Here is a 25,801-nt window from a genome sequence, read left to right as displayed (position 1 = left end):
TCACCGAACCACAATCGGCCACAACTCTGGCCGAGTCCCGTTAGCCCCGGGCAAGATCAAGGTGTGAATCAGGTAAGAGCCACCGTGAAGCCGACCACCGCACCGCCCCCGTCGCGCGGTCCGGCGAACGCCTCGCCGCCGTGCGAGAGCGCGACTTCCCGCACGATCGACAGCCCCAGCCCCGACCCGGGCAGGGACCGCGCGCCCGCCGCTCGGTAGAACCGGTCGAAAACCCGGTCGGCGTCCTCGATCCCCGGCCCGCGGTCCAGCACCTCGACCCGTCCGTCCCGCACGCGCAGCTCCACCGGTCCGGAGCTGAATTTCACCGCGTTCTCCAGCAGGTTCGCCATCGCCCGCTCCAACGCCTTCGCCCGGCCGGGGACCGTCGTGCCATCGGCGTCCACAGCAATCGCCCGACCGGACCGCCGACGCACTCGTGCGGCAGCCCGCTCCGCCGGCTCGCGCAGTTCGACCGTCTGCAGCGGCTCGTCGTCGTACTGTCCGGTCGCCAATTCCACCAGCTCCGTGACCAGGTGCGTCAGCTCGCGCGTCTCGCCGTCGACGTCCGCGAGCAGCCGGTTCCGCGCGTCCGGCGACAATTCCTCGAACCGCCGCAACACGCTCGCGTTGGTGCGCAGGCTGGTCAACGGAGTACGCAGCTCGTGCGCGGCGTCCTGGACCAGCCGTTCCTGATCATCGCGGGCACGGGCGAGCCGGCCGAGCATACCGGCGAACGAGGCGGACAGCCGGCCGACCTCGTCGCGACCGCCGTCCGGGACGCCGAGCCCTGGCCTGCTTCCCGCGCTCACCTCCTCGGTCAGCCGGGTGAGCCGGACGAGGCGCCGGGTGATCTGCCGCGCCAGCAGCCAGCCCGCGAGCGCCGCCCCGGCCAGCACCGCGAGGCTGACCCAGGTCATCCGTTCGGCGAGGTCGCCGAGGACGTGCCGGGTTTCGTCCACGTCGATGCCGAGCTGCAGCGACCCGCGCCCGGAGCCGAGCGCGACAGTGAGCACACGGTAGTCGTCCGGACCTACAGTCGCGTCCGCATAGCGAGTGCCGACAACAAGCTCCCGATCAGCGGCAGTGACCGGCAGCGCGACCGGCCGTCCGCCGACCCGACGCACAGTCCCGTCCGGCGCGATCGACTGCGCGACCATCGGCTGAGCTTCGTCGTGGTCGTCGTCCCCCGGACCGCGCGTGAGAGTGCTCGGCGCGAGCAGCTGCACCGCGCCCGCCGACACCTGCGACGCCGTGCTCAACAGCGAACGGTCGAGTTCCGCGCTGATCCGCTGGGAAGCCGTGTGATAGCCCAGCACGCCCACGAGAATCGCCGCGCCGCCGCCGACCGCGGCGAACGCGATCGCCAGCTTCCCGCGCAGATTCATGCCGGCCGCACCACATAACCGACGCCGCGCACGGTGTGGATCAGCTCGTCCGCCCCGGCGCTCTCCAGTTTCCGCCGCAGGTATCCGATGTAGACCGCCAGATTCTTCGACTCCGGACCGAATTCGTACCCCCAGATCCGCTGGTGGATCGTGTCGCGGCCGAGCACGATCCCGGCATTGCGCACCAGCAGCTCCAGCAGGTCGAATTCGGTCTTGGACAACGCCACCTCGGTGTCCTGCCACCACACCCGGCGCGCGCCGGCGTCGACCGCCAGCCCGCCCAGCCGCACGACGCGCTGGGCCTGCTCGCCCGGATCCGCGCTCCGCCGCAGCAGTGCGCGCAACCGGGCGAGCAGTTCGTCCAGTTCGAACGGTTTCGGCAGGTAGTCGTCAGCCCCCGCGTCCAATCCGGCGACCCGGTCGGCGGTCTCGACCCGCGCGGTCAGCATGAGCACCGGGGTGCGGTCGCCGCCCGCGCGCAGCACGCGGCACACGCCGAGGCCGTCGACGCCGGGCATCATCACGTCGACGATCAGGACGTCGAACTCCTCGCTCCGCGCGATCGCGAGCGCCTCGACGCCGTCGGCGACCTCGCTGACCCGGTAGCCCTCCAATTCGAGCGCGCGGACCAGCGATTCCCGGATCGCCCGGTCGTCGTCGGCCAGCAGAACGCGGTTCGCCATGCCGCCATCATGCCTCCCGGGCGCCCGCGGTCACGGGAGCGGACGCGTCCCCGGCACCACCCATTCGCGGTCCACCCGCCCGTCGACCGCGACCAGCACCGCGAGTCCGCCGCGCGCGCCGTCCGACCAGGTGCCGGCGACGGTTTGCCGCACCGGATCGAGCACCAGTTCGCCGTGCCACGGGTGCGCATCCGTTGCCAGGGCACGCAATCCGTCGCGGTCCAGGTCGCCTTTGCCCGGTCCGTCCGGCAGCGACGACCGGCCGTCCGGCGAGGGAATTGTCCAGTTCCGCGCGACTTTCCCGCCGGAGAGGACACACAGGTCGGCTCCGGTGATGACCACGCCGTCGCGGCGGGTGACGTCCCAGGTGAAGGCGAGCCGTTCGGTTCCGTCGATCACGAAAGTGCGCGGGACGAACACATTCCCGACGTCGCGCTGGTACTTCGCGATGAACGCCTCGGCGTCCGCGGGGCCGATCAGCGGGTCGAGGCCGGGTTTCGTGCCGGACCATTGGCGGCCGTCGGCGGTGAGCAGCCGGTGCGCGAGCGAGGCGTCCTCGTTCCACATGCGACACCAGAGGGCGGGGATTTCTTCGGGGTTCAGTTCTTTCGGCATGCGACGACGATCGCGGGCCACGGCGACACCGTCATGTCGGTGTTTCCGCGCCGCGTGGCGCAGGTCACTCGCCGAGCGGACGGGCGGAGATCCGCGCGAGTTCGGCGTCGAGGTCGACCTCGCGGCGCACGACGCGGTCGCCGGTGAGCTCGATGGCACGGATCCGGTCCAGCAGGAAACCGCGGACCGCGTCGCGCAGGCGGCACCAGCCGAGCACATACCAGCCCGCCGGGCCCCACAACAGCCCCAGCGGCTCGACGTCGCGTTCCGTCTCCTGGCCTTTTGCGTCCACATAGGACAGCCGAAGGACGCGCCGGGCAGCGAGCGCGGTGAGGATCAGTCCGCTATGGACGGCAGGCGGTTCGGGCTCGCCGACCCGGTGCAGCCGCGCGGCGAGGTGCTGTTCGGCGTCGCGGACGTCGGAGGGCAGCCGCGCGAGCACCTTGCGGGCCGCCGACTCCGCCGCGCCCGCGAACGGCGAACCAGCGGCGGAGCGCAGCGCGACGGTGATCGCGATGGCTTCCTCCGGGGTGAGGGTGAGCGGCGGCAGGGTCCGCTCGCGGTCGAGACCGTAACCGCCGGTCCGCCCGGTCTCGGTCCAGATCGGCACGCCGGTCTCGCGCAGCGCACCGAGGTCGCGCTCGATCGTGCGCACGCTGACCTCGAACCGGGCCGCGAGCCACGCCGCGGTCCGGGTGCGCGGCGCGACCGCCCGGAGCTCCTCGACAAGCGCGTACAGCCGGTCCGTGCGATTCACCCGGCCAGCCTACGGACCAGCGCTTCCTCACCCGATCGGGTGGCTTTGCGGGCGACCGCCGTCACGAGGGAGCACCTCCGCTGTTCCGTTCGCGGGAGCCGCAACCGGCTCCGGTCCGTGCTGTGGAGGGCGGCGGACTGGCGCGGTCCCCTCGTTCGTCGGGGGACGAGGGGGCCACCGGGAGCGGGTCGGCGCAGGGGGCCGGCCCGTTCCCGGTCCGGCGGGGACACTTGACTCTCACACCGTGTCAGAGCGTGTGCTGAGGAGGTCATGTTCACCATCGGAGAATTCGCCCGCCACGGCCGGGTTTCGGTCCGCATGCTGCGCCATTACGACACGCTCGGCCTGCTCCGGCCCGCCGAGGTAAACCCGCACACCGGCTACCGGCGCTACACCGCCGGGCAGCTCGCCGCGCTGAACCGGATCGTCGCGCTCAAAGACCTCGGTTTCGGGCTCGGCGAGGTCGCCGCGCTGCTGGCCGAGCAGGTCACGCCCGAGCAGGTCCTCGGAATGCTGACGCTGCGCCGGGCCGAGCTGGCCGAACGGGTCGCCGCCGACCGGCTCCGGCTGGCCGAGGTCGAGGCGAGACTCCGCGCGCTGGAAAGCGAGCACACCATGCCGGACACCGAGATCATCGTCAAAGACATCCCCGCGACGCGCGTCGTGCGGCTCACCGCGACCGTCGAAAGCTTCTCCCCCGAGGCCATCAGCCCGGTCCTGCGCCCGCTGTGCGCGGAACTCGGCCAGCGGCTCGAAGGATCCGACGCCGCCCCGGCCGGACCGCTGACCTGCTACTACGAAAAGCCCGCCAGCGAGGACGACCCGGTCGTCGTCCACGCCGCGCTGCCGATCTCCGGTGCGGTCGCCGCGCCGAACGGCCTCGAGGTGGCCGAACTGCCCGCCGCCCGCGCCGCGACGCTCGTCCACCGCGGCCCGGCGAGCGGATTCCTCTCCGGTTACCAGCAGCTCGCCCGGTGGACCGACGAGCACGGCTTCCGCGCGGACGGCTTCCCGTGCGAGGTCTACCTGCACACCTCCGGCGACGAACGCGAATGGGTCACCGAACTGCGCGAGCCCTTCGTCGAGCAACCGCGCTGACCGGCCAAGACCCGACCTTCGACGGTTGCGCCGCCGCCCGCTGAAGAGGCGAATGGGTGGGGACGACCCGAGGAGGACGCAGGTGTTCTCGACAGGTCCCGGCACCCAGCCGGACCGGCTCGCCGACGCGCTGGCGGACGGGCCGTTCAGCCGCGCCCTGACGCTGGCCATCGACCGCAGCGGGCTCGGTCTCGACCGGCTGCGCGACCGGCTCGCCGCGGCGGGCGCGGCGGTCAGCACCACGACGCTCAGCTACTGGCGGACCGGCCGCACCGTGCCCGCCCGCGCCCGCTCGCGCGTCGCGGTGCGGATCCTCGAGGGCGTACTCGAACTGCCGCCGGGCTCGCTGACCGGGCTGATCGAGCGCGATCCGGAGCCGCCGCCGGTTCCCGTCGTACGCTGGGAACGGCTGTGGGGACGGCGGAACGCGGTGCTGCGGGTGCTGAACTCGTTCGAGACGGCATACCGGACGTCGCTGGTGGTCGTCAGCCTCCACGAGGCCGTGCACGTGGGCCCGGACCGGCGGCTGCACCGGCTGGAAGTGCGCGAGGTGCTGCGCGCGACGGAGGACGACACGCACATCCGGCTGGTCACCGCGCACGGCGTCGGCCCCGGCAGCCCGCCGAAGCTGGTGCGCACCCGCTACTGCTCGCCCGGGCGCACGGAAACCCTCGACGAGGAGGGGTTCACGGTGGCCGAACTCGTCCTCGGCCGCGGACTGGACCGGGGCGAGACCGCGATCGCCGAGTACGAGTTCGAGTTCACCGACGACCGCCCGGACTTCTCCTACGAGCGCCGGTTCCGCAACGCCGTGCACGAGCACGTGCTGGAACTGCATTTCGCGCCCGGTTTCGAACCGCGGGCCTGCCACGCCTACCGGCTCGACTCCCCCGCCGGGCCGGAGACGACGGTCGCCGAACTGCCGATCACCCAGGGCCTTCCCGCGCACGTCGTGTCCGCCGCGGTCACTCCGGGGATCCTCGGCCTGCGCTGGCACTGGGACGCGCCATGATGGACGCATGGAATCGACGCGGATCGACCGCTGGCTCTGGGCGGTCCGGCTGACCAAGACGCGCGCCGACGCCGCCGCTGCCTGCCGCGGCGGGCACGTGCGCGTGAACGACCGCCCGGCGAAACCCGCGACGACGGTGGTTCCCGGCGACGAGGTGCGCGCCCGGATCGGGACGACGACCCGCGTGGTCGAGGTCGTGGAAGTGATCCAGAAGCGCGTCGGCGCCGCGGTCGCGGCCACCTGCCTGATCGACCGCACGCCGAAGCCGCCGCCGGAAGCCGCGATCCCGGTCGCCCGGCGCGAGCGCGGCGCGGGACGGCCGACGAAGCGGGAACGCCGGGTGCTGGACGAATTCCGCCGTCAGCAGGGCTCGGAAGCGCCCTGATCAGGCGTCGGATTTCTCCCGCGACCCTCGTCCCCAGTGGATGTGCTGTTCGTCCCGGATCCGCTCCACTGCCTCCGGATAGTGCAGTTCGAAAGCAGGCCGTTCGGAGCGGATCCGGGGCAGTTCGGTGAAATTGTGCCGCGGCGGCGGGCATGAAGTGGCCCATTCCAGGGAATTGCCGAAGCCCCACGGATCGTCCACGTCGACCCGCTCGCCGTACCGGTAGCTCTTCACCACATTCCAGATGAACGGCAGCACCGAGGCGCCGAGAATGAACGCGCCGATCGTGGAAATGGTGTTCAGCAAGGTGAATCCGTCACTGCGCAGGTAGTCCGCGTACCGCCGCGGCATCCCTTCCGCGCCGAGCCAGTGCTGCACCAGGAACGTCGTGTGGAAGCCGATGAACGTGGTCCAGAAGTGCCATTTCGCGAGCGATTCGTCGAGCATCCGCCCGGTCATCTTCGGGAACCAGAAGTAGATCCCGGCGAACGTGGCGAACACGATCGTGCCGAACAGCACGTAGTGGAAGTGCGCGACCACGAAATAGGTGTCGGTGATGTGGAAGTCCAGCGCGGGCGCGGCCAGCAGCACGCCGGTCAGCCCGCCGAGCAGGAACGTGACCAGGAATCCGACCGACCACAGCATCGGCGATTCGAACGACAGCGTGCCTTTCCACATCGTGCCGATCCAGTTGAAGAACTTCAGCCCGGTCGGCACCGCGATCAGGAACGTCATGATCGAGAAGAACGGCAGCAGCACCGATCCGGTCGCGTACATGTGGTGCGCCCAGACCGTCGCGGACAGCCCGGTGATGCCGATCGTCGCGAACACCATCAGCCGGTAGCCGTAAAGCGGTTTCCGGCTGAACACCGGAATGATCTCGGTGACGATCCCGAAATACGGCAGCGCGACGATGTACACCTCGGGATGGCCGAAGAACCAGAACAGGTGCTGCCAGAGGATCGCGCCGCCGTTGGCGGGATCGAAAACGTGCGCGCCGAGCCTCCGGTCGGCCTCCAGCGCGAACAGCGCGGCGGTGAGGATCGGGAACGCGATCAGCACGAGAATCCCGGTGAACAGGATGTTCCAGGTGAAAAGCGGCATCCGGAACATGGTCATTCCCGGCGCGCGCAGGCACAGGATCGTGGTGGTCATGTTGACCGCGCCGAGAATGGTGCCGAGACCGGACACGATGAGGCCCATGATCCACAGGTCCCCGCCGGTGCCGGGACTGTGCACGGCGTCCGACAGCGGCGTGTAGGCGGTCCAGCCGAAATCCGGGGCGCCGGCCGGCGTGAGGAACGCGCTCAGCACGATCAATCCGCCGAAAAGGTACAGCCAGTAGGAAAACGCGTTCAACCGGGGGAACGCCACGTCCGGCGAACCGATCTGCAGCGGAAGCACGAAATTGGCGAATCCGAACACGTTCGGCGTCGCGTACAGCAGCAGCATGATCGTGCCGTGCATGGTGAACAGCTGGTTGTACTGCTCCTGCGACAGGAATTGCAGCCCCGGCTGGGCCAGTTCGCCGCGCATCAGCAGCGCCATCGCGCCGCCGACGAGGAAGAAGGCGAACGACGTGCCGAGGTAGAGCAGCCCGATCTGCTTGTGGTCGGTGGTGCGCAGGATGCCCAGCAGCACCGAGCCCTTTTTGCCTCGCGGGCGCGCCTCGGCGATCACCACTGGCCGCGGCTTCAGCTGCGTCATGACCGACCTCCCGCACCCGGCGATCGCCGGGCAGCCGAAAGCAGCCCGGCCTCACGCGGGCCGGGTAACCGGCCGCCGCCCGCGGCAAACCCCTTTTTTCAGCGGGACGGCAATTGCCCGTTCGCCAGCGCCGCGCCGAACACGACCGCCGCGCCGATCACCAGGAACACCGCCCCGGCCGCGGGGGCGGACGCCCACCACACCACGCCCGAAGCGGCCACCAGCCAGGCGCCGACGAGTGCCTCCTTCCGGACCGGCGGCGCCGCCTTGAGCACGCGCAATCCCGCGCCGCCCAAGGCGAGCACGCCGATCGCCAGCACCGTCAGCACTGGCCAGTACATCTCCTCACTCCCGGAACTCGCCGCTGTGCCTGCGGTAGGCGACAGTCACCGAGATGACGGCGAAAATCGCCAGCAGCACGCCGACGATCAGCGAATTCGTGCGGATCGCGTCGCGATGCCCGTCGACCGGGTAGCCGAACGCGAAGGGCGCGGCGATGAGCCAGAACCCGATCGCGACGTTGACCAGTCCCAGCCAGCGCGCCCGTTCCGGCAGGCCGAACCGGACCAGCGCGACCGCCGCCACGGCGATCCCGCACGCCAGGCTGTTCCAGAACCCGGCCGTCGCGGACAGCGTGAACGAGTAGCTGTACGCGAAAGCCGCGAACACCAGCCACGCCCCGGCCAGGAACTCGGCGGTGAGCGGAAGCCTGCTTTCCCGCAGCTTCCGGTCCTGCGGCGTCAACGCGGTGAGCGCCATGCTCATCTTCATCCGTGGTCACCTCCTCGCCGGGCTACTGCCCGGCCTTGATTCCCGGCTCTCCGTGGTCGAACTGGATCGCCTGGTGCAACGGCACCGTCGTGGTCCGGGCAGGCCGGGGCGCGCGCACGCCCATCGGCAGGATCACCCGGTGGTGCGCCGCTTCGAGCACCATCGCGCTGCACGCGTACCAGGCCAGGACCGCGGACGCGAGCAGGAAGTACGCGGCGATCGTGCGCACCACGCCGACGTCGCCGACCAGTCCGATCGCCAGCAGCGTGGCCCCGGCGGCGAGGACCGCGAGCAGCGTGCAGAGCACCAGGCTTTCCGCCAGCGCGGCGAGCGCGCCGGTCCAGGTGATCGCCGCGAGCCCGATGAACCAGAAGCCGATCGCGGCCGCCGCGACCGGGCTCGCCGTCGTCGAGGGCAGTCCGCCGAGGCCGACGAACAGCTGGTAGACCCCGTAGCCGAGCCAGAACGCGCCCCACGCGCCGTGCACGACCGTGGCGAGCGCGTCGCGGGCCCGGTAGGACCACATCCCGGCGAGGAACTGCGCGACGCCGCCGAAAGCGAACGCGAACGGGGCCAGCAGCAGAGGCGTCGACGTGCTGTCGCCGAACCAGCCGGCCAGGTTGGCCGCCACCATGAACGTCGACACCGCGAACCCGGCGAGTCCCAGGATCGACGGTGCGGCCACCGGACTCAGGTTGATGTGCGTGTGCTCGCGCCAGAACGAATACTCCGCGCCGTCGCCGCCTGCCGGCATCGCGCGGTCGGCCATCTTCATTTCGCGGGTCATCTCCGGCTCCTTTCCGCGCCGACCACCCCTGTGCGCCGCGCGTACCCCGCCGCCGACCTGCGGAACCCTGCAGGTGCTACGCCGAACGAGTGAATTTCGCGCCGGGCCGCGCGACCGGCAGTGTCCATTTCGGACGCGACACTCCCCCGCGAGGACGGCATGGCAGGCGACGGAGGGTCCGATATGCCAGGGTGTGCGCATGGCGAGCGTCCGCGGTTATCTGTTGTCCTGGACCACTTTGCTGCCGTTGATCTCCCTGGTCCTGCTGGCGCTCACGTGGGGCCGCACGCTGGGACCGGTGCCGGTCGCGCTGGTGGCGATCGCGCTGGCGGGCACGGTTCTCGCCGCGGTGCACCACGCGGAGGTGGTCGCGCACCGGGTCGGCGAACCGTACGGCTCGCTGGTGCTCGCGGTCGCGGTGACGGTGATCGAAGTCGCGCTGATCGTCACGATGATGGCTTCCGGCGGCGACAACGCGGACACGCTGGCGCGCGACACGGTGTTCGCCGCCGTGATGATCACCACCAACGGCATCGTCGGCCTGTCGCTGTTCGTGGGCGCGCGCCGGTACGGGGAAACCCGGTTCAATCCCGAAGGAAGCGGCGCGGCGCTGGCGACGGTCGGCACGCTGGCGACGCTGAGCCTCGTGCTGCCGACCTTCACCACAAGTACCCCAGGTCCGGGGTTCTCCGCACCGCAGCTGGCTTTCGCGGCCGGTGCGTCGCTGGTCCTGTACGCCACGTTCGTGGCGACACAGACCGTCCGCCACCGCGACTTCTTCCTCCCCGTCGACTCTGAGGGCGAGACCCGCGAGGAAGAGCACGCGGAACCGCCGAGCCTGCAGAAGACTTGGGTGAGCGTCGGCCTGCTGCTGGTCGCGCTGGTCACCGTGGTCGGACTGGCGAAGGTCGAATCCCCGGCGATCGAGGCCGGCGTGCGGGCGGCCGGGCTGCCGCAGTCCTTTGTGGGCGTGGTGATCGCGCTGCTGATCCTGGCCCCGGAAACGCTCGCGGCGGTCCGCGCGGCCCGGCGCGACCGGATGCAGATCAGCCTCAACCTCGCGTACGGGTCCGCGATCGCCAGCATCGGCCTGACGATTCCGGTCATCGCGCTCGCGTCGGTGTGGCTGAAGGGCCCGCTGCTGCTGGGTCTCGGGCCGACGCACATCGTGCTGCTCGCGCTCACCGTGGTGGTCAGTGTGCTGACAGTGGTGCCCGGGCGGGCTACTCGGCTTCAGGGCGGGGTGCATCTGGTGTTGCTGGCGGGATTCCTGGTGCTTGCGATGAATCCGTGAGGTTGTCCGGCGGCGGGTGTGCTGACGGCGGGCCCGGTTCTCCTGATTCCGGTCTGGTGACGGGCGTGCTGGCGAGGTTTCCCGGCGGGCACGGTTTTTCTGGCTCCGGTCTGGCGGCTGCCCCGGTGACTCCGGGCTGAGTGCGCCTGGCCCGCGAACGAGATTCTTTTCATGGTCTCGCGAGCATCCGTCCGGCCGCTGGTCGAGCCGCTTTTTCCGCCGCCGGCCGAAGCGGCATTCCCCGTACTGGCGCGGGCCGCGGGAGGAAAAGGACGCCGGTTTTGTCGGTGCTCCTCCGTATCCTGGCCGGGTGAAGATCCAGCAGTCCCCTACTCCGTCCGCAGCGGCCGGTGAAGCCGCGCGAAGAGCTTCCCCCGGCAGCCGCCCGACAGTCCCCGGCCGTCCGTCGGCCGATGCCCGCGCCGTCCGCGCGGCCGACCTCGCATCCCTCGCTTTCGCGAGCGCCCGAGGCGGCTCCGCCCGGTTCGCGACCCGTGCGTTCGTCCGCGCCTCCGTCAGTGAGGTGCGCGCATGAGCGGCATCTCGTCTCCCACCCCGGAGGCCCCCGCGCGGCCGCCCGCCAAGCCCGGGTTGCTGATCGGCGTCCTCGTGCTGTCGGCGTTCGTGATGATCCTCAACGAGACCATCCTGAGCATCGCGCTGCGCGACCTCACCGTCGACCTCTCCGTGCCGACCACCACGATCCAGTGGCTCACCAGCGGGTTCCTGCTCACCATGGCAGTGGTGATCCCGACGACCGGGTTCCTGCTCGAACGGTTCACGCCGCGGCAGGTGTTCGTCTTCTCGCTCGCCTCGTTCAGCCTCGGCACGCTGCTGTGCGGCGTCTCGCCCGGGTTCGGCTTGCTGATGGCGGGCCGGGTCGTGCAGGCGTGCGGCACCGCGGTGATGATTCCGCTGCTGATGACCACTGTCATGCGGCTCGTGCCGGCGCAGCGCCGCGGCGCGACGATGGGCACGATCAGCATCGTCATCGCGGTCGCGCCCGCGATCGGCCCGACGATCGGCGGCGCGGTGCTGTCCTCGCTCGGCTGGCGGTGGATGTTCTTCATCGTGCTGCCGCTGTCGCTGGCCGCGCTGGTCACCGGGATGCTCCAGTTGCGCATCGAGAGCGAAACCCGCCCGGTTCCGCTCGACGTCCTCTCCGTGATCCTGTCCGCCGTCGGTTTCGGCGGAGTGCTGTACGGCCTGTCGTCAGCGGGCGAATCCGCCGAGACAGCGCTGGTGCCGCCGTGGCTGCCGATCGTCGTCGGAGCGGTCTCGCTGGCGGTGTTCGGCTGGCGGCAACTCCGCCTGCAGCAACGAGACCGCGCGCTGCTGGATCTGCGCCCGTTCACCCACCGCAGTTTCGTGGTCGCGCTGGCGCTCAGCGCGTTGCTGTTCATGTGCCTGATCGGCGTGGGCGCGATCCTGCTTCCGCTGTATCTGCAAACCGTCCTGCACAAGTCCACGTTCGTCAGCGGCCTGGCCGTCCTGCCCGGCGGCTTGGTGCTGGGCTTGCTCGGCCGACCGGTCGGCGCGCTGTTCGACCGCGTCGGCGCGCGCCCGCTGGTGCTGCCGGGCGCGCTCGCGATGACGGTCTCGCTGTGGCTGTTCTCGTTGCTGAGCCCGGATTCGCCGCTGATCGCCGTGATCGGCATCCACATCGTCCTGATGGCCGGCCTGGGCCTGATGATGACGCCGCTGATGACCGAATCGCTGGCCGCGCTGCCGGACCACCTCTACTCGCACGGCAGCGCGATCCTGTCCACGCTCCAGCAGGTCGCCGGCGCGCTGGGCACCGCGGTGTTCGTCAGCGTCGCGACCGTCAGCAGCGCCGAACACGCCGCCGTCAGTCCCGATGCCAGCGGCCTGCAGATGGCCTTCGTCGTCGCCGGCTGCATCGGGCTGGTCGCAGTGGCCGGGGCGTGGTTCGTTCGGTCGCCCCGCCCGGAACCGGCAGCGACGGAGGCCTGACGCCGGTGGACCCAGAACGGCTAGACGCCGTCGCCCGTGCCTACACCGCGTCGATGACCAGCATCCGAGGCCGGCGCGTGCACCGCCTGGTGCTGCGCTGGCTGGCCGGTTACGACCACGTCCTGCCCACCGTCACCGCCGACGGCGCCCCGGCGTTGCTGGCGCTGTCCTCCGACGGCCGTGCCGCCTTCTGCCACAGCGACGGCCGCGGCCCGTCCGCGGACGTGGTCACGTGCGGGCCGACGCCCGGGGTCACCGTGACGTCCGCGCACGATCTCACGAAGGATTCGCTGCCGGTCTTGAGCTGGACGGTTCGGCATCCGGGTTTGCTGGAGGTCGCGGGCCCGCTGACGATCACCCCTGGCGACGAGGATCGAGAGGAGATCGAGGCGGCGCTGCGTCCTCGGTAGCCAGCGGGTTGCTGGAGTTGCGCGCTGAGGCGGGCGGCTCGGAGTCTGCGCCTGAGCGGTGCGCGGCCTGACTTCGGGGCGCTCGCTTCGGCGGCGGACGATCGACAGCCGAGCGGCGACGGTGAAGCGCGGCCCGGTCGGAACCCGTCGTTCGACGAACCAGCCACACGCAGATCCGTTAGCCCGTCGCCGGGGTAGCTGAGTCCAACTCGCCAAGCATCAGTCTCGCGCGAGCCAACCCGAGTTCGCTGTGCTCGTCGTCCAAGACTGGCCAGCGGCGCTTCGCCAGCCAGCCTCAGGAAGCTCGGCGGACATCAGCGCGGCCGCGGCAGGCACGTCCACCGACCTCCCCGGCCGGGCGTCCCGGCCTCACCGGCCGAACGCGCTCCGCCACCGTTCCACGTCCCGCACCCCGTCGTCCGGCGTGGACCAGCAGGCCTGGAGCAGGTCGTAACCGTCGTGGACCAGGGCCGCGTGGGCGGGCCAGCGCTCGGCGGCCCAGCCGGGTTCGTTGTGCACCGAATCCACCCCCGCCCGGGTCGCGCCTTCCAGCTCGAACTGGAGGTCCCGCCGCGCAGCTGCACGCGGAACCGGCGCGCCGGCCAGCACCGCGCGGGCAGCGGCGCGAACGCGAGATCCGGTCCAGGCCAACGTCTTCCGATGCGCTCGCGGTGCCACCGCGTACTGCACGACGACCGCCACCGCGACCCCGATCGCCGTCTGGGCGAAGCGGTCCGCCACCGCGGGCCACACCGGACCCGGCACGCTCGCCACTCCGGCGGCGAGCAGGGCGAGCGGCGTGATGACCACCGTCGCCACCGCGTAATTCCGCGGCACCACCAGCTCCACGCAGAACTGCAGCACCGCCAGAATCACGATCAGCACGACCCCGGACGGCGCGACCGTCATCACCAACCCGAACAGCACCAGCCCGGCCGCGGTCCCGACGAACCGGTGCAGCGCACGCACATTCGCCCGCCGCCGGTCCAATCCCTGCTGCAGCACCACCAACGCACTGAGCACCGCCCAATGCGGCCGTCCGATCCCGACTGCCACCGCCAGTTCCCCAGCGACCACGCAACCCACACCGACGCGCAACGCCGTCAGTGCGGCATGCGACCGCAACGGAACCGCGCGCCGCAACCGATACCTGATGCTCGGTCGCGGCAACGGCAACTTCCCAGGCGGCAACTCGACGGACTCGCCCGGCGAAGCGTCCGCAAACCTCCGGTGCGCGGCAAGCAAGGCCGCCACCAGCTCCGGCTTCGTGCCCCGGCGCGGATGTCCCGCGTCATGCAGCGCGGTCCACGCCGCCGACACCGCGGCACCTGCTGCGTGCCGAGCCTCCGCCGTCTTCCGCTCCGCCGAGACGAACGCGTCGACCGCGCGAACCGCACGTTCGACGGCTGTCCGCTCCGGCTTCGTCCGATCGGCCAGCACCCCGGCCATCGACACCACGACCGACGACGCGACCCCAGCCGCAGCACACCCCAGCACCACCCACGGCCGGGCCCCAGCCTCGACCGCCGCCTGCGCCCCCGCACAAACGAGCGCGAAGAACAACGGCCCCGGCGGCCCGAGCCGCAACGCGTCGACGACGTACGTCGCCAGCACCGCGACCACCGAAACCACCAGCACGGACACCGGCCCCGGCGGAACCACAGTTCCCAGCGAAGCCCCCAACGCGGCCGCCGCGAGCAACCCGGCCCCCGCAGTCGCCACCACGCCCGCCCGAACCCGGTACGGCCGCCCCTCGCCGTACAGGACCGCGAACGTCCCGAGCGTGACGAACAACGCCGAGGCCGACGCCCCCGCCAGCACCAGCGCAACCCCCGGAACCGCCACCGCCGCGGCGGCCCGCAACCCCGCCGACCACCGCCTCCCGACCGGCGGCAAAGCGAACATCAGCGCCCGGAACCCCGCCACGCGAGGCACCTGCTCAACCGGCTCGGGCGATCCCATCCGCCCATCCCAACACGCCGCCGCCCACCCGGAAACCCCGCCCACACCAGCCAGAGACGGCGGGCACACCGATGGCGTGGAGCGCGCCTCGTCCTGCTCCGCGCTCGAACGCCTCGCCTTCGGCAGGCAGCTGCCGCCCCAGCCAGTGCCGCCGCCACGGCCTGAACGCTCGTCTCCGGAACTACCTCCGGAGCACCTCCCCGCCAAGCATCAGCAGCACACCGCAGACGTGAAGTCCGCCCCGTTCCCGCTCCACAACCGAAACGCCCCACCTCCAACCGGAGGGACAGCCGCCGCCCCAACCGGTGCAGCCGCAATCAGCCGCCACAGCCTGAAGCTCGTCCCTCCAACTAGCCCCGGCCAACCACGGGCAGCACCGTCAGCCGCAGGCCGCACGACCGCCTGGACTCCGCCGCGCCCTCTTCCGTGTCCTCCGGCCAGTGCAGGTCCGTCACCGCGATGTTCACCTCCACCGCCTCCAGCCCGGTCATCTGTTCCCCCCGGCGGCGAACCGAGCGGGACATGTCCGCGGCCGAAGCCCGGATTCGACCACTGCCTGCAGGTCGACGGCCCTCCGCTTCTCCCCCACCTCGACCGACGCACCCTGACCGCCGACGTCGTGGTCTGGCCCTGGCCGGTCGTCAGCCATCGTCGGAGGAACCCGCCGTCTGGGAAGCTCACGCGCTGCGGGGATATTCGGCGCGCGCGGCCGCCTCGCCCACGGTCACCGGGTCCAGGTCGGGGTGCGCGGCCTCGGCTCGTTCCCACAACGAGGCAGCCTCGTCCTCGATCCCTTGCGCCGCAGCGACATTTCCCAAACCCAGGTAGGCCCGCGCGGCCTCGTGGGTGCTCCCGCAGGATTCCGCGCGAGCCGCGGCCTCCCGGTAGGACGACTCGGCGCCGGAGTGGTCCCCGAGGCGGAACCGCGCCCAGCCGAGGCAGTTCAGTCCCATCACGACATCCAGCTCCAGCCCCAGTTCTTCGAACACTGCCAAGGTTTCCTCGACCGCTTGAGCAGCTTCGGCCGGACGTCCCAAGGCTGTCAGGACCAGCGCGACACCTCGCATCGTGATGGCGCCGCTGCGTCGATTGCCGGTCAGGTCGTAGAAATCGGCCGCGGAGCGCAAGTCCCGCAAGGCCTGTTCGTGGTTGCCTCGGTAGTGCTCCGCCCAGGCGGAATGCGCCAGCGCGGTCGCTTCGCCGTGCCGGTCGCCGATTTGCCGGTACTCGGCCAAAGCCTGGCTGTAGCAACGGGAAGCCTCGTCCAGATCGCCGCGGTCGACGTACGCGATGCCCAGGTTCGCGGTGGTCGTGGCCGCGGCCCAGCGGTTGCCGACGGCCTCGGCGGCGGCGCGCGCCCAGCGGTGCGTCGCGATCCACGGATCCCACAATTTGGTCAGGTAGAAGAAACCGCGCAGGAAGAACGCCAGTTGCCAGCATCGGTCGGTCTCCCCTGTCCGGCGGCAGAGCGCGACCAGGGTGGGCCATTCCGCGCGGAACCAGGCGATCGCGCTGTCCTGGTCCGGGAACTCCACTTCCGGCAGTCCCGGCGGATAGACCACCTCCGGCCGGTACCGCGGGCCGCTCATTGCCCGGTCGGCGCGTTCCGCGGTGGCGACGGAGAAATCGGCCAGGCGGCGGAAAGCGTCCTCGTCGGACGCTCCGGAGGCGGCGAAAACCCTGACCAGGTCGTGGAAACCGAACCGGCCCAGTTCCGGCTGGGTGAGCAGGTACGCCTGGTGCAGGCGGTCCAGCAGGCGTTCTGCCTCCACCGGATCCAGCGAGCCCAGCGCCTGCGCGGCGGTGACGTCGAAGTCCGGGCCGGGGTGCAGGGCGAGCAGGCCGAACAGCCGCGCTTCCGGCTGGTCCAGTTGGCGCACCGACAATCGGAACGCGGCGGCCAGGCTTCGTTCGCCGTCGTCCAGTTCGCCCAGCCGGCGGGTCTCGTCGGCAAGGCGGCGCTCCAGTTCCGCGACGTCCCACGCCGGGTGGGCGCGCAGGCGAGCGGCGGCGATCCGGATGGCCAGCGGGAGACGGCCGCAGCGGTCGGCGATCCGCAGGGCGGCCCCGGGGGTCGCGCCGGTCAAAGCCGTGACCAGCTCAGCGGCGGAGGCGGAGGGGAGGACGCCCAGCGAGACGTGTTTGGCTTCGTCCAAGGCGGGCAGGCGCGAGCGGCTGGTGATCACGACGCGGCATTTCGGTTCGGCGGGCAGCAGCGGGCGCACTTGCCCGGTGCTGCCCGCGTTGTCCAGCACCAGCAGGAAACTCCGGCCGCGCAAGCAGGTCCGGAAGAGCGCGGCACGGTCGTCGGGATCGGCCGGGATCCGTTCCGCGGGCACCTCCAGGATCCGCAGCAGACGGTCGTGCGCCTCGGCGGGCGTGACCGGATCGTCGGAGGTGCCGCGCAGGTCCAGGAAGAGGCTGCCGTCGGCGAAGGACGCTTCGTGCCGGTACGCGCATCGCACCGCCAGCGCCGTTTTCCCCGCTCCGCCCATCCCCGAAATCACGCAGACGCCGCCGTCGGACTCGAGGATCTCGCGTACGGCTCGCGATTCGGGGTCGCGGCCGGCGAAGTCGGCGGTCACCGGGGGAAGGCCGGACGGGCGGACGTCCGGCCGGGTCCGGCGTTTCCGGGTTTCCGCGGGAACTAGTGCAGTGAGGGCGCCAGGGGTGCCGAATTCTGATTCGCATAAGGCAGCGAGTGCGGAATTCGGAGAAGCAAGACCGGTTTCGACTTTGCTCAGGTAGCCCTTGCTGTAATGCACCCGTCCGGCCAGATCAGTGAGCGACAGCCCGGCCGAAGTGCGCAGCCGCCGCAGTTCCGCCCCGAACGTCGCGCGCGCTGTCATCCGCCTCCACCCTCTTCTCGCTCCCAGTATGACGATCCGGCAGACGCCGGGCCGTGGTTTCGTCACGGCGCGGTCCGCGCCGAGACCGGCGGCACGGTCGGCGCGGGCCCGCCCGGATGGCCGAGCGCGACCCCGGACACCAGCGCGACCCCGGCCAGCCACAACGCCGCCCGCACCAGCAGAGAAAACGAACAGATGACCTTCACGGCAGCTCCTTCAACGGATTTCCGCCCGCCTGATCGGCGGCTTGTCCCGAGAATGCGGGACCGCGCGGCAATCGGGGAAGGAGTTTCCCGTTTCCGCCTTAATCGCGTGAACGGGGAACAAGAGGCGACACCGGCGCGCATTACCCCGGGCAAGCCCGGCCGCCGGGGACTGGGGCGAAAGGGCATATTCAGCTTCGGCGAACCGGGAGCCAGCCAGCACAGTAGCCCCAAGGCGCCCGCGGGCGCAGCTTACGAGATCGAAAGCCGCGCCGGCTGACCGTCCGCCAGCAGCGCGGACGAACCGCCCGCCGCCAATAGGGAGCAGTCACCCGCCGTTTCGGGAAGGCGCCATCCGAGCGAATTTCCGGCGCGGATAAACCCGTCCGCACCAGCCGGACGCGGGAATGGGAAATCATTCCGGTCACAGTCCGTGCGCCGATGCCGGGCAAGGCTGGACATCCCCGGCCGCATTGCGGAACAGTGGCTGCGGGCGGGGAGACGCGAGGGAGGAACGGGTGGAACCGAACGCGGCGGACTTGGTCGCGGAATTGAAAGTTCTCCGGAAGGGGCGCGGCGTATTCACCACTCCGCTCGGGATTCGGGTCGGCCCGGTCCTGCGCGAGGTGTGCGGGATTCCCGACAACGCGGAAAACGTCGAGATCCGCGACCGCCTCGCGCACGTGCTGGAGCCGCTGGCCAAGACGCTCCCGGACGACCTCCGGATCGCCGTGCTCGCCGCGTTCGCGATGCACGAACCGGCGCGCAAGCCGTTCTACCAGGAGCGGGTGCACTGGGCGGCGCGGGAACTGGACCGCGACGACCGCACGATCCGGCGGCGCATCGACGAGGGGATCGAGCACGTGGCGCACCTCGCGCTCGCCGGTCCGCGCGAGGGCGGCGCGAGGCCCGCGCCCGACGGCAGCTGGCACACCGAACTGCTGCGCGTGTCCCTCGCCCTCGACCAGGATCGGCCGGAGGTGTTCGAGTTCCGCCGGATCGTCGCCGACGCCGACGAGATCGCCGAACTGGACCTCGCGCTCACGCTCACCACCACGTCCGCGACCGCCGGGCCGGTGCGGGAAAGCGATCTGGACGTCGACGTCTTCCACGGCGGCACGCTCGTGCGCCGCGCGATGGAGTCGAACGACCGGGTCGGCCTCGCGCTGCAGCTGGCCGATCCGCTGCCGCGCGGGAAAACGCACGACCTCGCGTTGCGGTTCCGCGCGGAATTCCGGCATCCGCACTACGTGTGCGTGCCGCGGCATCCCGTCGACCGGTTCGACCTGCACGTGCGCTTCCCGGCCGCGCCGCCGACCGAAATCGTGCGGCTGGACCGCGTGTTCCAGGACGACGCACGCGATCCGGGCGCACGCGGCGCCGTGGTGAGCCCGGACGGCTCGGGCGAGGTGCACCTGCGGTTCGACCACCTCGCGCCCGGTTTCGCCTACGGCATCCGGTGGAACCCGGCCGGCTGAACCTCGCCGGCCGGGCCCGCGCGGCCTCGGTCAGTGCGTGATCATCGCGATTCCCCTTCCCGATCGGGACAACTCTCCGACCGCACCGGGATCGCCGCCGCGCCCGGACGCGCTACCGGCGGGGCGAAGCTGTCCAAGATCTGTCCAGGTCCAAGCGAAACTCGTTGCCGCGCAACGGACAGAAGCTGGACAACACCTGCGCATGCGCAACATCCGGGGCCAGGCCGCCGACTCCCGGATCGAGCGGGCGAGACCACCGCGGCCGCCCGTACGAAAGGACCGACCCCTATGCCCACCGCCACCGTGCCCGAACCGGTCGAAGGCTACGTCCCGCTCGCCGCGCTGCCGCGCCCGTCCGGGCTCGCCGAACGCCTGGAGACCGTGGTCCGCGCGGCCCGCGACGGCGTCCCCGGCGCGGCTCCGGAACTGCTGGCGCTGCTGAAACCGGTGATCGCGCGCTACTGCCGGGCCCGCATCGGAGGACGCGACCTGTCGTACCTGTCGGCCGACGACGTCGCGCAGGAAGTGTGCATCGCGGTCCTGCAGGCGGTCGCCGGCTACGAGGACCGCGGCGGATCGTTCCTGCACCTGGTGCGCGCGATCGCGGCGAACAAGGTGGCCGACGCTTTCCGCGCGGTGTCACGGGACCGTTCGCGGCCGGTGTCCGACGTGCCGGAGAACCCGGATCTGCGCGAGGGCCCGGAATCGCACACGCTGACCGCCGACCTCGGCGCGTCGCTGGGCAGGCTGCTGGCCGGGATGCCGAAGCTGCAACAGGAAATCCTGACGCTGCGCGTGGTCGTCGGCCTCACGTCGGCCGAAACGGCGAAGGCGCTGGGGATCTCGCCGGGCAACGTCCGGGTGACGCAATGCCGCGCGCTCGCGAAGCTGCGCGAGTCGATCCAGGAGCAGGGACTCGCCGAAGCGCTGCTCGCGTGAACTCGCAACATCGCCGCGCTGGTATGGACCACTCGCGAAAAAAGTCCGGGAAGTTCACCCGCTCGGGCCACCTCGGTGCTTCGGCCGGACCCGAAACGCCCGGCTCCGGTCCGGCTCAGCCCGCGTCGAGGCGCCGTTTCATCCGGCGCAGGAACGCGATCCGGTCGGTCTCGACGCGGACCGCGGTGCGGTCCGGATAGATGTCGAACACCCCGGTCATGCCGGTTTCGGCGAGCCGGCGGCCCGCCTCTCCGGACGGGTGCGCGAGCAGCCGCAGCACCACGCCCTCGGCGGCCGCGCGGTCCTGCGCGGCCCGCAGGACGTGGACGCCCGCGTCGCTCAGCTGGGTCAGCCCGGTCAGGTCCAGCACCAGCGCCATCGGGCGCTTAGCCAGCGCGAACGTCACCGCGCGCACCACCACCAGCGCGGTGCCGGCGTCGAGTTCCCCCGCCAGCAGCAGCGTGAGCACGTCGAGGTCGTCGTAGCGGTACGACGACTTCAGCCGTGCCGATCCCTGTGAGCCGGCTTCCATCCGCGTGCTGCGCTCCCTGTCCAGGCGGGGCCCGTCGCGCCCGCTCGTCCACCCGACACCATTCTGGACCTCGGGGCACGGTGACCGCGCTCACAGTCCGCCTCCGCACAGCGCGAACGGGGGCTGCTCCGCTTGTCCTACGACGAAAGTCGGGAACTGTGTCAGCCCGACCTTCGGCGGGTTCCGTCATTTACCGACATTCACGACGGTGGGTCAGTACCTGACCGCTCACTCCCCGTACCCACCGGAGATGATCACCCGTGCGAATCGCGCGTACCGCCGCAGTCCTGTCCGGCCTGGCCTTCGCCGCCGTCGCCGCGGCCTCCCCGGCCGCGGCCGCTCCCGCCCAGCCCGCCATCATCGACGGCAGCACCGCCGACTCCCTGCACTCCGCCGCCCGCATGTTCGCCGGCGGCCAGGAACTCTGTTCCGCCACGATCGTCGCGCCCGACTGGATCCTCACCGCCCGCCACTGCACCCAGGGCGCGGGCGGCAAGCAGATCACCTTCCACGTCGGCAGCCTCGACCAGACCCAGGGCACCGAGGTCTCCGCGACGTCGGTGCACGACTCCCCCGACGCCGACATCTCGCTGGTCCAGATCGACCAGAAGGTGCAGACCGAGTACGCGCCGCTCGGCACCGCGAGCGACGTCAACGTCGGCGACACCGCGCAGGTCTACGGCTGGGGCGCGACCTGCACCGACCAGCCCGAGATCAACTGCCAGTCGCAGGTGCTGAAGGTGGCGAACGTCTCGGTCACCTCGGTCAACTGCCCGGACGGCGCGGCCGGCGTGTCGGTGTGCGCGAACCGCGGCGACGGCATCACCGCCGGCGGCGACTCCGGCGGCCCGATGTACGCGAACGGCAAGCAGGTCGGCGTCGCCTCCACCAGCGACCGCCAGTCCTACACCGCCTACATCAACGTCACCCAGTACCGCGACTGGATCCAGTCGGTCGCGGGCGTCTGATCCGGAGGCGGCCCGGACCCGGACGGATCCCCGGGTCCGGGCCGCTTTCCTCATCCCTCCCCTTTTCCCTCCCCCGTCCTGGCCCGCGCGAGCACCTCCTCGAGGCGCAGCGGGCTCGCCGGGTGGTGGCTCAGGCAGAGCGGCGTCGACACCCGCCGGAACCCGAACGCCTCGCCGGACACGTAGAACTGGGCCCGCTCCAGCCGCGAGATGTCCGCCACCGGGCTCCCTTTCGCCCGCGCCATCTCGTTCGCCGCGGCGATCTGCGCCGGGCTGTTGAGCCGCCCGAAGAACTGCGTCATCGCGTTGCCGGCGATCTGGTTGTGCAGGCCTTTCGGCGCCTGCGTCGCGAACAGCAGCCCCAGCCCGTACTTCCGGGCCTGCGCGGCCAGCACGATCGTGCTGCGCGTGCTCGCGGTGAGCGATCCCGACGCCGCGAGCGTCTGCGCCTCGTCCATCACGAACAGCGCGCCCAGCGGCCGGTCCCCTGCCGGATTCCGCTTGATCCACGCGAACAGCTCCATCTGCAACTGGTTCACGAAACTCTGCCGCTGCGCTTCGGAAGGCAACCCGGCGAAGCTGATCACCGAGATCCGCGCGCGTTTGCCGTCTGCCGGGGTGAGCAGCAAGGCGGGATCCACCGGTGTTCCGGTTCCGGCGAACAGCGGGTCATTCACCATCGCGGCTTTGAGCAGCTCCGCGACTTCGGCGGCGATTTTTCGGCCGCCGTTGAGATTCGTGACGCCCTCGGGAAGATCTCCGAGGATGTCGATCAGCTCCGGCAGGCTTCGCGACCCGGTGCGGGCGTGGTGCACGATCGTCTGCCGCAGCACGGCCAAGCCGATGTCCGCCTTCGCGGTGCTGCCGGTGAGGCGTGCTTGCGGCGCGAGGGCCGCCACGGCCACCTCTACTGCTGCGGAGAATTCGTCCTCGTCGTCGAGCACCCCGGCGAAATCCGGCAGCGGCTCGAACCCCAGCGGACGCCCGGTGGCGCGGCCCGGCGTCCAGACGACGACGTCGGTGCCTTCGAGGTAGCGCTCGGCCAGCTGGGCGTCTTCGGGTCCCCAGCCGCTCGGCGGGCTCGGCCAGGCGTCGCCGAGGCGGGCGAGGTCGTTGTTGGGGTCCAGCACGATGGACGAGACGCCGAGAAGGGCGCATTCCTCGATGATCCGGCGCAGGAGCACGGTTTTTCCCGACCCGGAACCGGCGAAGACGGCGGCGTGCTTGCGGAGGGCGGAGAGCTCGATGCGAATCGGCTTGCCGGAGCCGGTTTCGGTGCCGAGGGTGAGGGTGCCGTCCGGGGGCGGGTGGGTTCCGTCCGAACGAGGGGCCTGTGCGCTGCCAGTGCGGTGGGATCGCGGGGTTTGTGCTGGTGAGGGAGCATGCTGGGCGAAGAGGGACGGTTGGGGTGCTGAGTTTGCCGGCCGCTGGGCCGCGGGCTGGGGCGCCTGGTTCGGCCGCTGAGCTGCGGGGCGTGGGGCTTCCTGTGTTCGGGTCGCCTGCCCGGTGCCGTCGGGACGTGCGGCGTCGGGCAGAACTCCGGACAGCAGCTGGGAACGCCGGGCGGGCCTGCGGTCGATGAGCCACTCGTGGACGTCCGGGCCGCCCTTGACGAACATCTCGTCCAGCGCCCAGAAGGTCCGGACGTCCGCTTCGGACATCTTGAGCCGCTTCCCTCCGGCGGCTTCGAACGCTCGCAGCTCGGCCTGGGTTTTTTCTCCTTTGGACCACGAGGAGTTCCGGATCAGCACCAGATGCCGGTTGCCCGCGCCCGCCCGCAATCCCGCCGCCGACCGGGCCTTCCGGAAGCGGCTCAGCACGGCGATCGGGTTCTTCGCCGAGATCGCGCGGAACGCCCAGTGTTCTTCGAGATCCGAGGCCTCGTCGAGGGTGTGGGTGAGCCAGGCGTGGAGTTCGTCCTCGCTGACGCGGGTGTCCCACTCCATCTCGTCGTCGCCGACCTCGGTGATCCAGCCGCGCAGCGCGGCCGACAGCAGCCGGGGCATCACCTCGTCCTCGACCTTGTGGTCGAGCAGCGCCGACGGATCCGCGTCCGCGCGGAGCTGGTCGAACCAGTCGTCGAGTTCGGCGAAGCGGTCGGGTTTCGGTTCCGGGCGCGCGGGCAGCACCGAGGGCGTGTCCGGATTGAACGTCGTCAGTTCCTGCACGCGTTCCGCGCGCACGCAGGCGTCGATGTGCGCGCCGATCCGCTTCAGGATCTCCCGCGGCGTGTTCTCCTCCCACGGCCCGTCGAAGGCCGAGGCCGCCACTGGCCAGGTTTGGTGCGGCGGGGTGAAATCCATTGCCGCGTAAGCGAATCCCAGCCGCCGTTCCACCAGCTGCCTGCCTACCTCGGCGTCCAGCACCCGGCCGAGCGTGAGCGTTTCCCGGAACCGGTCGGGCACCGTGTCCGCGGCTTTCCCCTTGATCTGCTGCCAGGTCGCGGGCAGGCAGGCGAGCACAGTGAGGGTTCGCCGGGTGATCTCGCGCAGTTCCATCAGCCCGTCGGCGATCTGGGCGACGAGCAGGTTGTTGTCCTCGCGACGGCCGACCTCCTTCGCCTGCAGATCGGAAACGGCCAGCAACGTGTCGAGCTGGTCGACGCCGATCACGACCGGCCCGGTGAGCGCGAGCAGCCGGGTGATGTCGTGCACCTGGTCCGAGGCGGACTTCGGCTTCGCCCTGATCCCCCACTTGCGCCGGGCCCCGGATTTCGATTCCTCGAAGCGGCCGAGGTAATCGTCGCCGACCTCGTTCTGCGTCAGGTCTTCGGCGGCGTACAGCACCAGCGCGCGGGCGGTGTCCGCGCATTCGACCGCGACCTGCCGGTCCAGTTTCCGCAGTCCCATCAGGAACGCGTCGACGTGCGACCGGCTCAGTCCGCGTCCGCTGACCAGCGCCGACGTGCTTTCCCACGGCACGTCGCCGCGTTCGCACACCCGGCGCACGAAGCTGCGCACCTGCGGCTCCCCCGAGTCGTCCGAGCGCAGCAGGCCTCGCCGCAGCGCGTCGGCGGTGTCCTCCCAGAACGCGTCGCCCGCGGTGAGATCGTCGAGGAAGAAGTAGCCGCCCGCCCGGTGCGCCGCTCGCCGGACCATGCCGAGCAGGTGGGTTTTGCCGACCCCCTTCATGCCCTGCATGACCAGTCCGATCGGGCTCGGCCCGTCGCTCGCCGCGGCGTCGCGGATGCCGACGTCGATCGCGGCCATCACGTCGGGATGCAGCCCGTCGACGTGGTACGGCGAATCCCGCCACACGTGGTCAGGCGTGTCCGCCCAGTCGAAGCGCAGCGTGGCCAAAACCGCTAGATGTTCGATCATGACGCCTCGATGGAGAGCAGATGATTGTCCTCACCGCCGATGCGCACGGCCGCCTCCTTGTCCTCGGCGGTCAGGGCCTTGCGGTTGGACTCGGGCACCAGATGCGCCTGCCCGGTACGGCTGAGCTGCTTGAGCACCGCGTCGACCTCGGCGACCGCCGCGTCGCCCAGCAGCGGCCGCAGATCCGCCAGGCCGACCCAGTCCCGGGGCGAGCGGGCGAGTTTCCGGTACGCCGTCCGGATCAGTTCTTCCAAGTCCGCCGCCTGCGGGGCATCGCTGCCCGCGAACACCTCCTTCAACGAGACCCGGTGCAACCGCAGATACTCGAAAAACCCGTGCAGCGCCCGGTAAGCCACCACGGTCAGCGTGCTCCGCACCGGTTGCGGCGGGGACAGCGCGCCCAGTTCCTCCTCGCACCATTCCCAGCCGTCGTCGGTGAGCTGGTGCACGAACGCGCGGCCGGATTTCCTGCTGCTGACGTAGCGTTCGTTGAGCTTGAGCCGGTCCCTTCCGTCGAGCGCGAAGCCCGCATCCCTGCGCAGCTCCGGGTTCGACATCTCCCGGCCGTGCACCATCAGCGCGATCATCGCCGCGGACTGCTTGTGGCTCAGTCTTTCGTGCATCCGCCGTCCTTCCTCGGGGCATCCCGGCCGCGGGCGCGGCCGGGGCGTT

24 protein-coding genes are annotated in these 25,801 nt (G+C 70.9%); 9 read left to right on the top strand and 15 right to left on the bottom strand.

The genetic code is table 11. The annotated features are described in order from the left end of the window. Positions 1-68 precede the first annotated feature (68 nt). The 4 genes from ABD156_RS26990 to ABD156_RS26975 form a co-directional block, all read right to left on the bottom strand. The gene (locus ABD156_RS26990) at positions 69-1,385 is read right to left on the bottom strand and encodes a HAMP domain-containing sensor histidine kinase (RefSeq protein ID WP_344279486.1); all 1,317 of its coding nucleotides are present in this window, start codon (positions 1,383-1,385) and stop codon (positions 69-71) included. Further along, complete coding sequence (locus ABD156_RS26985; RefSeq protein ID WP_344279483.1) at positions 1,382-2,068, bottom strand: response regulator transcription factor; 687 nt, start codon at positions 2,066-2,068, stop codon at positions 1,382-1,384. The genes ABD156_RS26990 and ABD156_RS26985 overlap by 4 nt, the downstream gene beginning before the upstream one ends. Before the next feature lie 30 nt (positions 2,069-2,098). Further along, positions 2,099-2,683, bottom strand: coding sequence for a nuclear transport factor 2 family protein (locus ABD156_RS26980; protein WP_344279481.1), 585 nt, complete (start codon positions 2,681-2,683; stop codon positions 2,099-2,101). Positions 2,684-2,747: 64 nt separating this feature from the next. Beyond that, positions 2,748-3,440 (bottom strand): helix-turn-helix transcriptional regulator, encoded by a 693-nt coding sequence (locus ABD156_RS26975; RefSeq protein ID WP_344279478.1) that lies wholly within the window; start codon positions 3,438-3,440, stop codon positions 2,748-2,750. A 270-nt stretch (positions 3,441-3,710) separates the two neighbouring features. On the opposite strand from ABD156_RS26975, the gene ABD156_RS26970 reads away from it, so the two are divergent. From ABD156_RS26970 to ABD156_RS26960, 3 genes are all read left to right on the top strand, one after another. Further along, positions 3,711-4,538 (top strand): MerR family transcriptional regulator, encoded by an 828-nt coding sequence (locus tag ABD156_RS26970; RefSeq protein ID WP_344279475.1) that lies wholly within the window; start codon positions 3,711-3,713, stop codon positions 4,536-4,538. Between the two features lie 82 nt (positions 4,539-4,620). After that, positions 4,621-5,550, top strand: coding sequence for a hypothetical protein (locus ABD156_RS26965; RefSeq protein WP_344279472.1), 930 nt, complete (start codon positions 4,621-4,623; stop codon positions 5,548-5,550). A 7-nt stretch (positions 5,551-5,557) separates the two neighbouring features. Continuing rightward, entirely contained in the window at positions 5,558-5,935 is a 378-nt protein-coding gene (locus ABD156_RS26960; RefSeq protein WP_344279469.1) for an RNA-binding S4 domain-containing protein, read from the top strand. Here ABD156_RS26960 and ctaD read toward each other — a convergent pair whose 3' ends face one another. The 4 genes from ctaD to ABD156_RS26940 form a co-directional block, all read right to left on the bottom strand. Further along, positions 5,936-7,642: an aa3-type cytochrome oxidase subunit I gene (gene ctaD, locus ABD156_RS26955; protein ID WP_344279466.1), complete on the bottom strand. Its 1,707-nt coding sequence runs from the start codon at positions 7,640-7,642 to the stop codon at positions 5,936-5,938. A gap of 98 nt (positions 7,643-7,740) precedes the next feature. After that, positions 7,741-7,983 (bottom strand): hypothetical protein, encoded by a 243-nt coding sequence (locus ABD156_RS26950; protein WP_344279463.1) that lies wholly within the window; start codon positions 7,981-7,983, stop codon positions 7,741-7,743. A gap of 4 nt (positions 7,984-7,987) precedes the next feature. Continuing rightward, complete coding sequence (locus tag ABD156_RS26945; RefSeq protein ID WP_344279461.1) at positions 7,988-8,413, bottom strand: SPW repeat domain-containing protein; 426 nt, start codon at positions 8,411-8,413, stop codon at positions 7,988-7,990. Positions 8,414-8,435: 22 nt separating this feature from the next. Further along, positions 8,436-9,200, bottom strand: a complete 765-nt coding sequence (locus tag ABD156_RS26940) for an acetate uptake transporter family protein (protein ID WP_344279458.1) — start codon at positions 9,198-9,200, stop codon at positions 8,436-8,438. Positions 9,201-9,399: 199 nt separating this feature from the next. Between ABD156_RS26940 and ABD156_RS26935 the strand changes: the two genes are divergently transcribed. The 3 genes from ABD156_RS26935 to ABD156_RS26925 all read left to right on the top strand — a co-directional run bounded on the left by ABD156_RS26935 (position 9,400) and on the right by ABD156_RS26925 (position 12,878). After that, on the top strand, positions 9,400-10,494 hold the full coding sequence (locus ABD156_RS26935) for a calcium:cation antiporter (protein WP_344279455.1): 1,095 nt from the start codon (positions 9,400-9,402) through the stop codon (positions 10,492-10,494). Positions 10,495-11,025: 531 nt separating this feature from the next. Continuing rightward, positions 11,026-12,468 carry an MDR family MFS transporter gene (locus tag ABD156_RS26930; RefSeq protein ID WP_344279453.1) on the top strand — a complete coding sequence of 481 codons (1,443 nt, stop codon included), beginning with the start codon at positions 11,026-11,028 and terminating at the stop codon, positions 12,466-12,468. A 5-nt stretch (positions 12,469-12,473) separates the two neighbouring features. Then, positions 12,474-12,878, top strand: a complete 405-nt coding sequence (locus tag ABD156_RS26925) for a hypothetical protein (protein WP_344279450.1) — start codon at positions 12,474-12,476, stop codon at positions 12,876-12,878. 369 nt (positions 12,879-13,247) lie between these two features. Here the strand turns inward: ABD156_RS26925 and ABD156_RS26920 are convergent, their stop codons facing one another. The 4 genes from ABD156_RS26920 to ABD156_RS26905 form a co-directional block, all read right to left on the bottom strand. Next, positions 13,248-14,804, bottom strand: a complete 1,557-nt coding sequence (locus ABD156_RS26920) for an FUSC family protein (RefSeq protein ID WP_344279447.1) — start codon at positions 14,802-14,804, stop codon at positions 13,248-13,250. A gap of 386 nt (positions 14,805-15,190) precedes the next feature. After that, complete coding sequence (locus ABD156_RS47875) at positions 15,191-15,331, bottom strand: Asp23/Gls24 family envelope stress response protein (protein ID WP_377926544.1); 141 nt, start codon at positions 15,329-15,331, stop codon at positions 15,191-15,193. 186 nt (positions 15,332-15,517) lie between these two features. Then, the gene (locus ABD156_RS26910; RefSeq protein ID WP_344279444.1) at positions 15,518-17,689 is read right to left on the bottom strand and encodes an ATP-binding protein; all 2,172 of its coding nucleotides are present in this window, start codon (positions 17,687-17,689) and stop codon (positions 15,518-15,520) included. A gap of 62 nt (positions 17,690-17,751) precedes the next feature. Continuing rightward, entirely contained in the window at positions 17,752-17,895 is a 144-nt protein-coding gene (locus tag ABD156_RS26905) for a hypothetical protein (RefSeq protein ID WP_344279441.1), read from the bottom strand. A gap of 515 nt (positions 17,896-18,410) precedes the next feature. Here ABD156_RS26905 and ABD156_RS26900 point away from each other — a divergent pair. Next, entirely contained in the window at positions 18,411-19,370 is a 960-nt protein-coding gene (locus ABD156_RS26900) for a hypothetical protein (RefSeq protein ID WP_344279438.1), read from the top strand. Positions 19,371-19,658: 288 nt separating this feature from the next. Beyond that, the gene (shbA, locus tag ABD156_RS26895; protein ID WP_344279435.1) at positions 19,659-20,309 is read left to right on the top strand and encodes an RNA polymerase sigma factor ShbA; all 651 of its coding nucleotides are present in this window, start codon (positions 19,659-19,661) and stop codon (positions 20,307-20,309) included. 115 nt (positions 20,310-20,424) lie between these two features. Here shbA and ABD156_RS26890 read toward each other — a convergent pair whose 3' ends face one another. Continuing rightward, positions 20,425-20,841 (bottom strand): STAS domain-containing protein, encoded by a 417-nt coding sequence (locus tag ABD156_RS26890; protein ID WP_344279432.1) that lies wholly within the window; start codon positions 20,839-20,841, stop codon positions 20,425-20,427. Between the two features lie 260 nt (positions 20,842-21,101). On the opposite strand from ABD156_RS26890, the gene ABD156_RS26885 reads away from it, so the two are divergent. Further along, a complete protein-coding gene (locus ABD156_RS26885; RefSeq protein ID WP_344279430.1) occupies positions 21,102-21,809 on the top strand; it encodes a S1 family peptidase in 708 nt (235 codons plus the stop codon). 50 nt (positions 21,810-21,859) lie between these two features. Here the strand turns inward: ABD156_RS26885 and ABD156_RS26880 are convergent, their stop codons facing one another. Together ABD156_RS26880 and ABD156_RS26875 are read right to left on the bottom strand one after the other, a co-directional pair. Beyond that, positions 21,860-25,129: an ATP-binding protein gene (locus ABD156_RS26880; RefSeq protein ID WP_344279427.1), complete on the bottom strand. Its 3,270-nt coding sequence runs from the start codon at positions 25,127-25,129 to the stop codon at positions 21,860-21,862. Continuing rightward, positions 25,126-25,752 (bottom strand): hypothetical protein, encoded by a 627-nt coding sequence (locus ABD156_RS26875; protein WP_344279424.1) that lies wholly within the window; start codon positions 25,750-25,752, stop codon positions 25,126-25,128. The genes ABD156_RS26880 and ABD156_RS26875 overlap by 4 nt, the downstream gene beginning before the upstream one ends. Between the last annotated feature and the right edge of the window lie 49 nt (positions 25,753-25,801).

This window comes from Amycolatopsis albidoflavus, assembly GCF_039525725.1.
GTDB classification, from domain to species: Bacteria; Actinomycetota; Actinomycetes; order Mycobacteriales; family Pseudonocardiaceae; genus Amycolatopsis; species Amycolatopsis albidoflava.
The sequence above is the reverse complement of the archived record's forward strand: the minus strand, read 5'-3'. Positions and strand labels throughout refer to the sequence as shown.

What these genes read in the sequence shown, in the direction of transcription:
- ABD156_RS26990 (WP_344279486.1), bottom strand. Translation starts at nt 1,385, where the DNA reads ATGAATCTGCGCGGGAAGCTGGCGATCGCGTTCGCCGCGGTCGGCGGC.
- ABD156_RS26985 (WP_344279483.1), bottom strand. Translation starts at nt 2,068, where the DNA reads ATGGCGAACCGCGTTCTGCTGGCCGACGACGACCGGGCGATCCGGGAA.
- ABD156_RS26980 (WP_344279481.1), bottom strand. Translation starts at nt 2,683, where the DNA reads ATGCCGAAAGAACTGAACCCCGAAGAAATCCCCGCCCTCTGGTGTCGC.
- ABD156_RS26970 (WP_344279475.1), top strand. Translation starts at nt 3,711, where the DNA reads ATGTTCACCATCGGAGAATTCGCCCGCCACGGCCGGGTTTCGGTCCGC.
- ABD156_RS26960 (WP_344279469.1), top strand. Translation starts at nt 5,558, where the DNA reads ATGGAATCGACGCGGATCGACCGCTGGCTCTGGGCGGTCCGGCTGACC.
- ctaD (WP_344279466.1), bottom strand. Translation starts at nt 7,642, where the DNA reads ATGACGCAGCTGAAGCCGCGGCCAGTGGTGATCGCCGAGGCGCGCCCG.
- ABD156_RS26950 (WP_344279463.1), bottom strand. Translation starts at nt 7,983, where the DNA reads ATGTACTGGCCAGTGCTGACGGTGCTGGCGATCGGCGTGCTCGCCTTG.
- ABD156_RS26945 (WP_344279461.1), bottom strand. Translation starts at nt 8,413, where the DNA reads ATGAAGATGAGCATGGCGCTCACCGCGTTGACGCCGCAGGACCGGAAG.
- ABD156_RS26940 (WP_344279458.1), bottom strand. Translation starts at nt 9,200, where the DNA reads ATGACCCGCGAAATGAAGATGGCCGACCGCGCGATGCCGGCAGGCGGC.
- ABD156_RS26935 (WP_344279455.1), top strand. Translation starts at nt 9,400, where the DNA reads ATGGCGAGCGTCCGCGGTTATCTGTTGTCCTGGACCACTTTGCTGCCG.
- ABD156_RS26930 (WP_344279453.1), top strand. Translation starts at nt 11,026, where the DNA reads ATGAGCGGCATCTCGTCTCCCACCCCGGAGGCCCCCGCGCGGCCGCCC.
- ABD156_RS47875 (WP_377926544.1), bottom strand. Translation starts at nt 15,331, where the DNA reads ATGACCGGGCTGGAGGCGGTGGAGGTGAACATCGCGGTGACGGACCTG.
- ABD156_RS26910 (WP_344279444.1), bottom strand. Translation starts at nt 17,689, where the DNA reads ATGACAGCGCGCGCGACGTTCGGGGCGGAACTGCGGCGGCTGCGCACT.
- shbA (WP_344279435.1), top strand. Translation starts at nt 19,659, where the DNA reads ATGCCCACCGCCACCGTGCCCGAACCGGTCGAAGGCTACGTCCCGCTC.
- ABD156_RS26890 (WP_344279432.1), bottom strand. Translation starts at nt 20,841, where the DNA reads ATGGAAGCCGGCTCACAGGGATCGGCACGGCTGAAGTCGTCGTACCGC.
- ABD156_RS26880 (WP_344279427.1), bottom strand. Translation starts at nt 25,129, where the DNA reads ATGATCGAACATCTAGCGGTTTTGGCCACGCTGCGCTTCGACTGGGCG.
- ABD156_RS26875 (WP_344279424.1), bottom strand. Translation starts at nt 25,752, where the DNA reads ATGCACGAAAGACTGAGCCACAAGCAGTCCGCGGCGATGATCGCGCTG.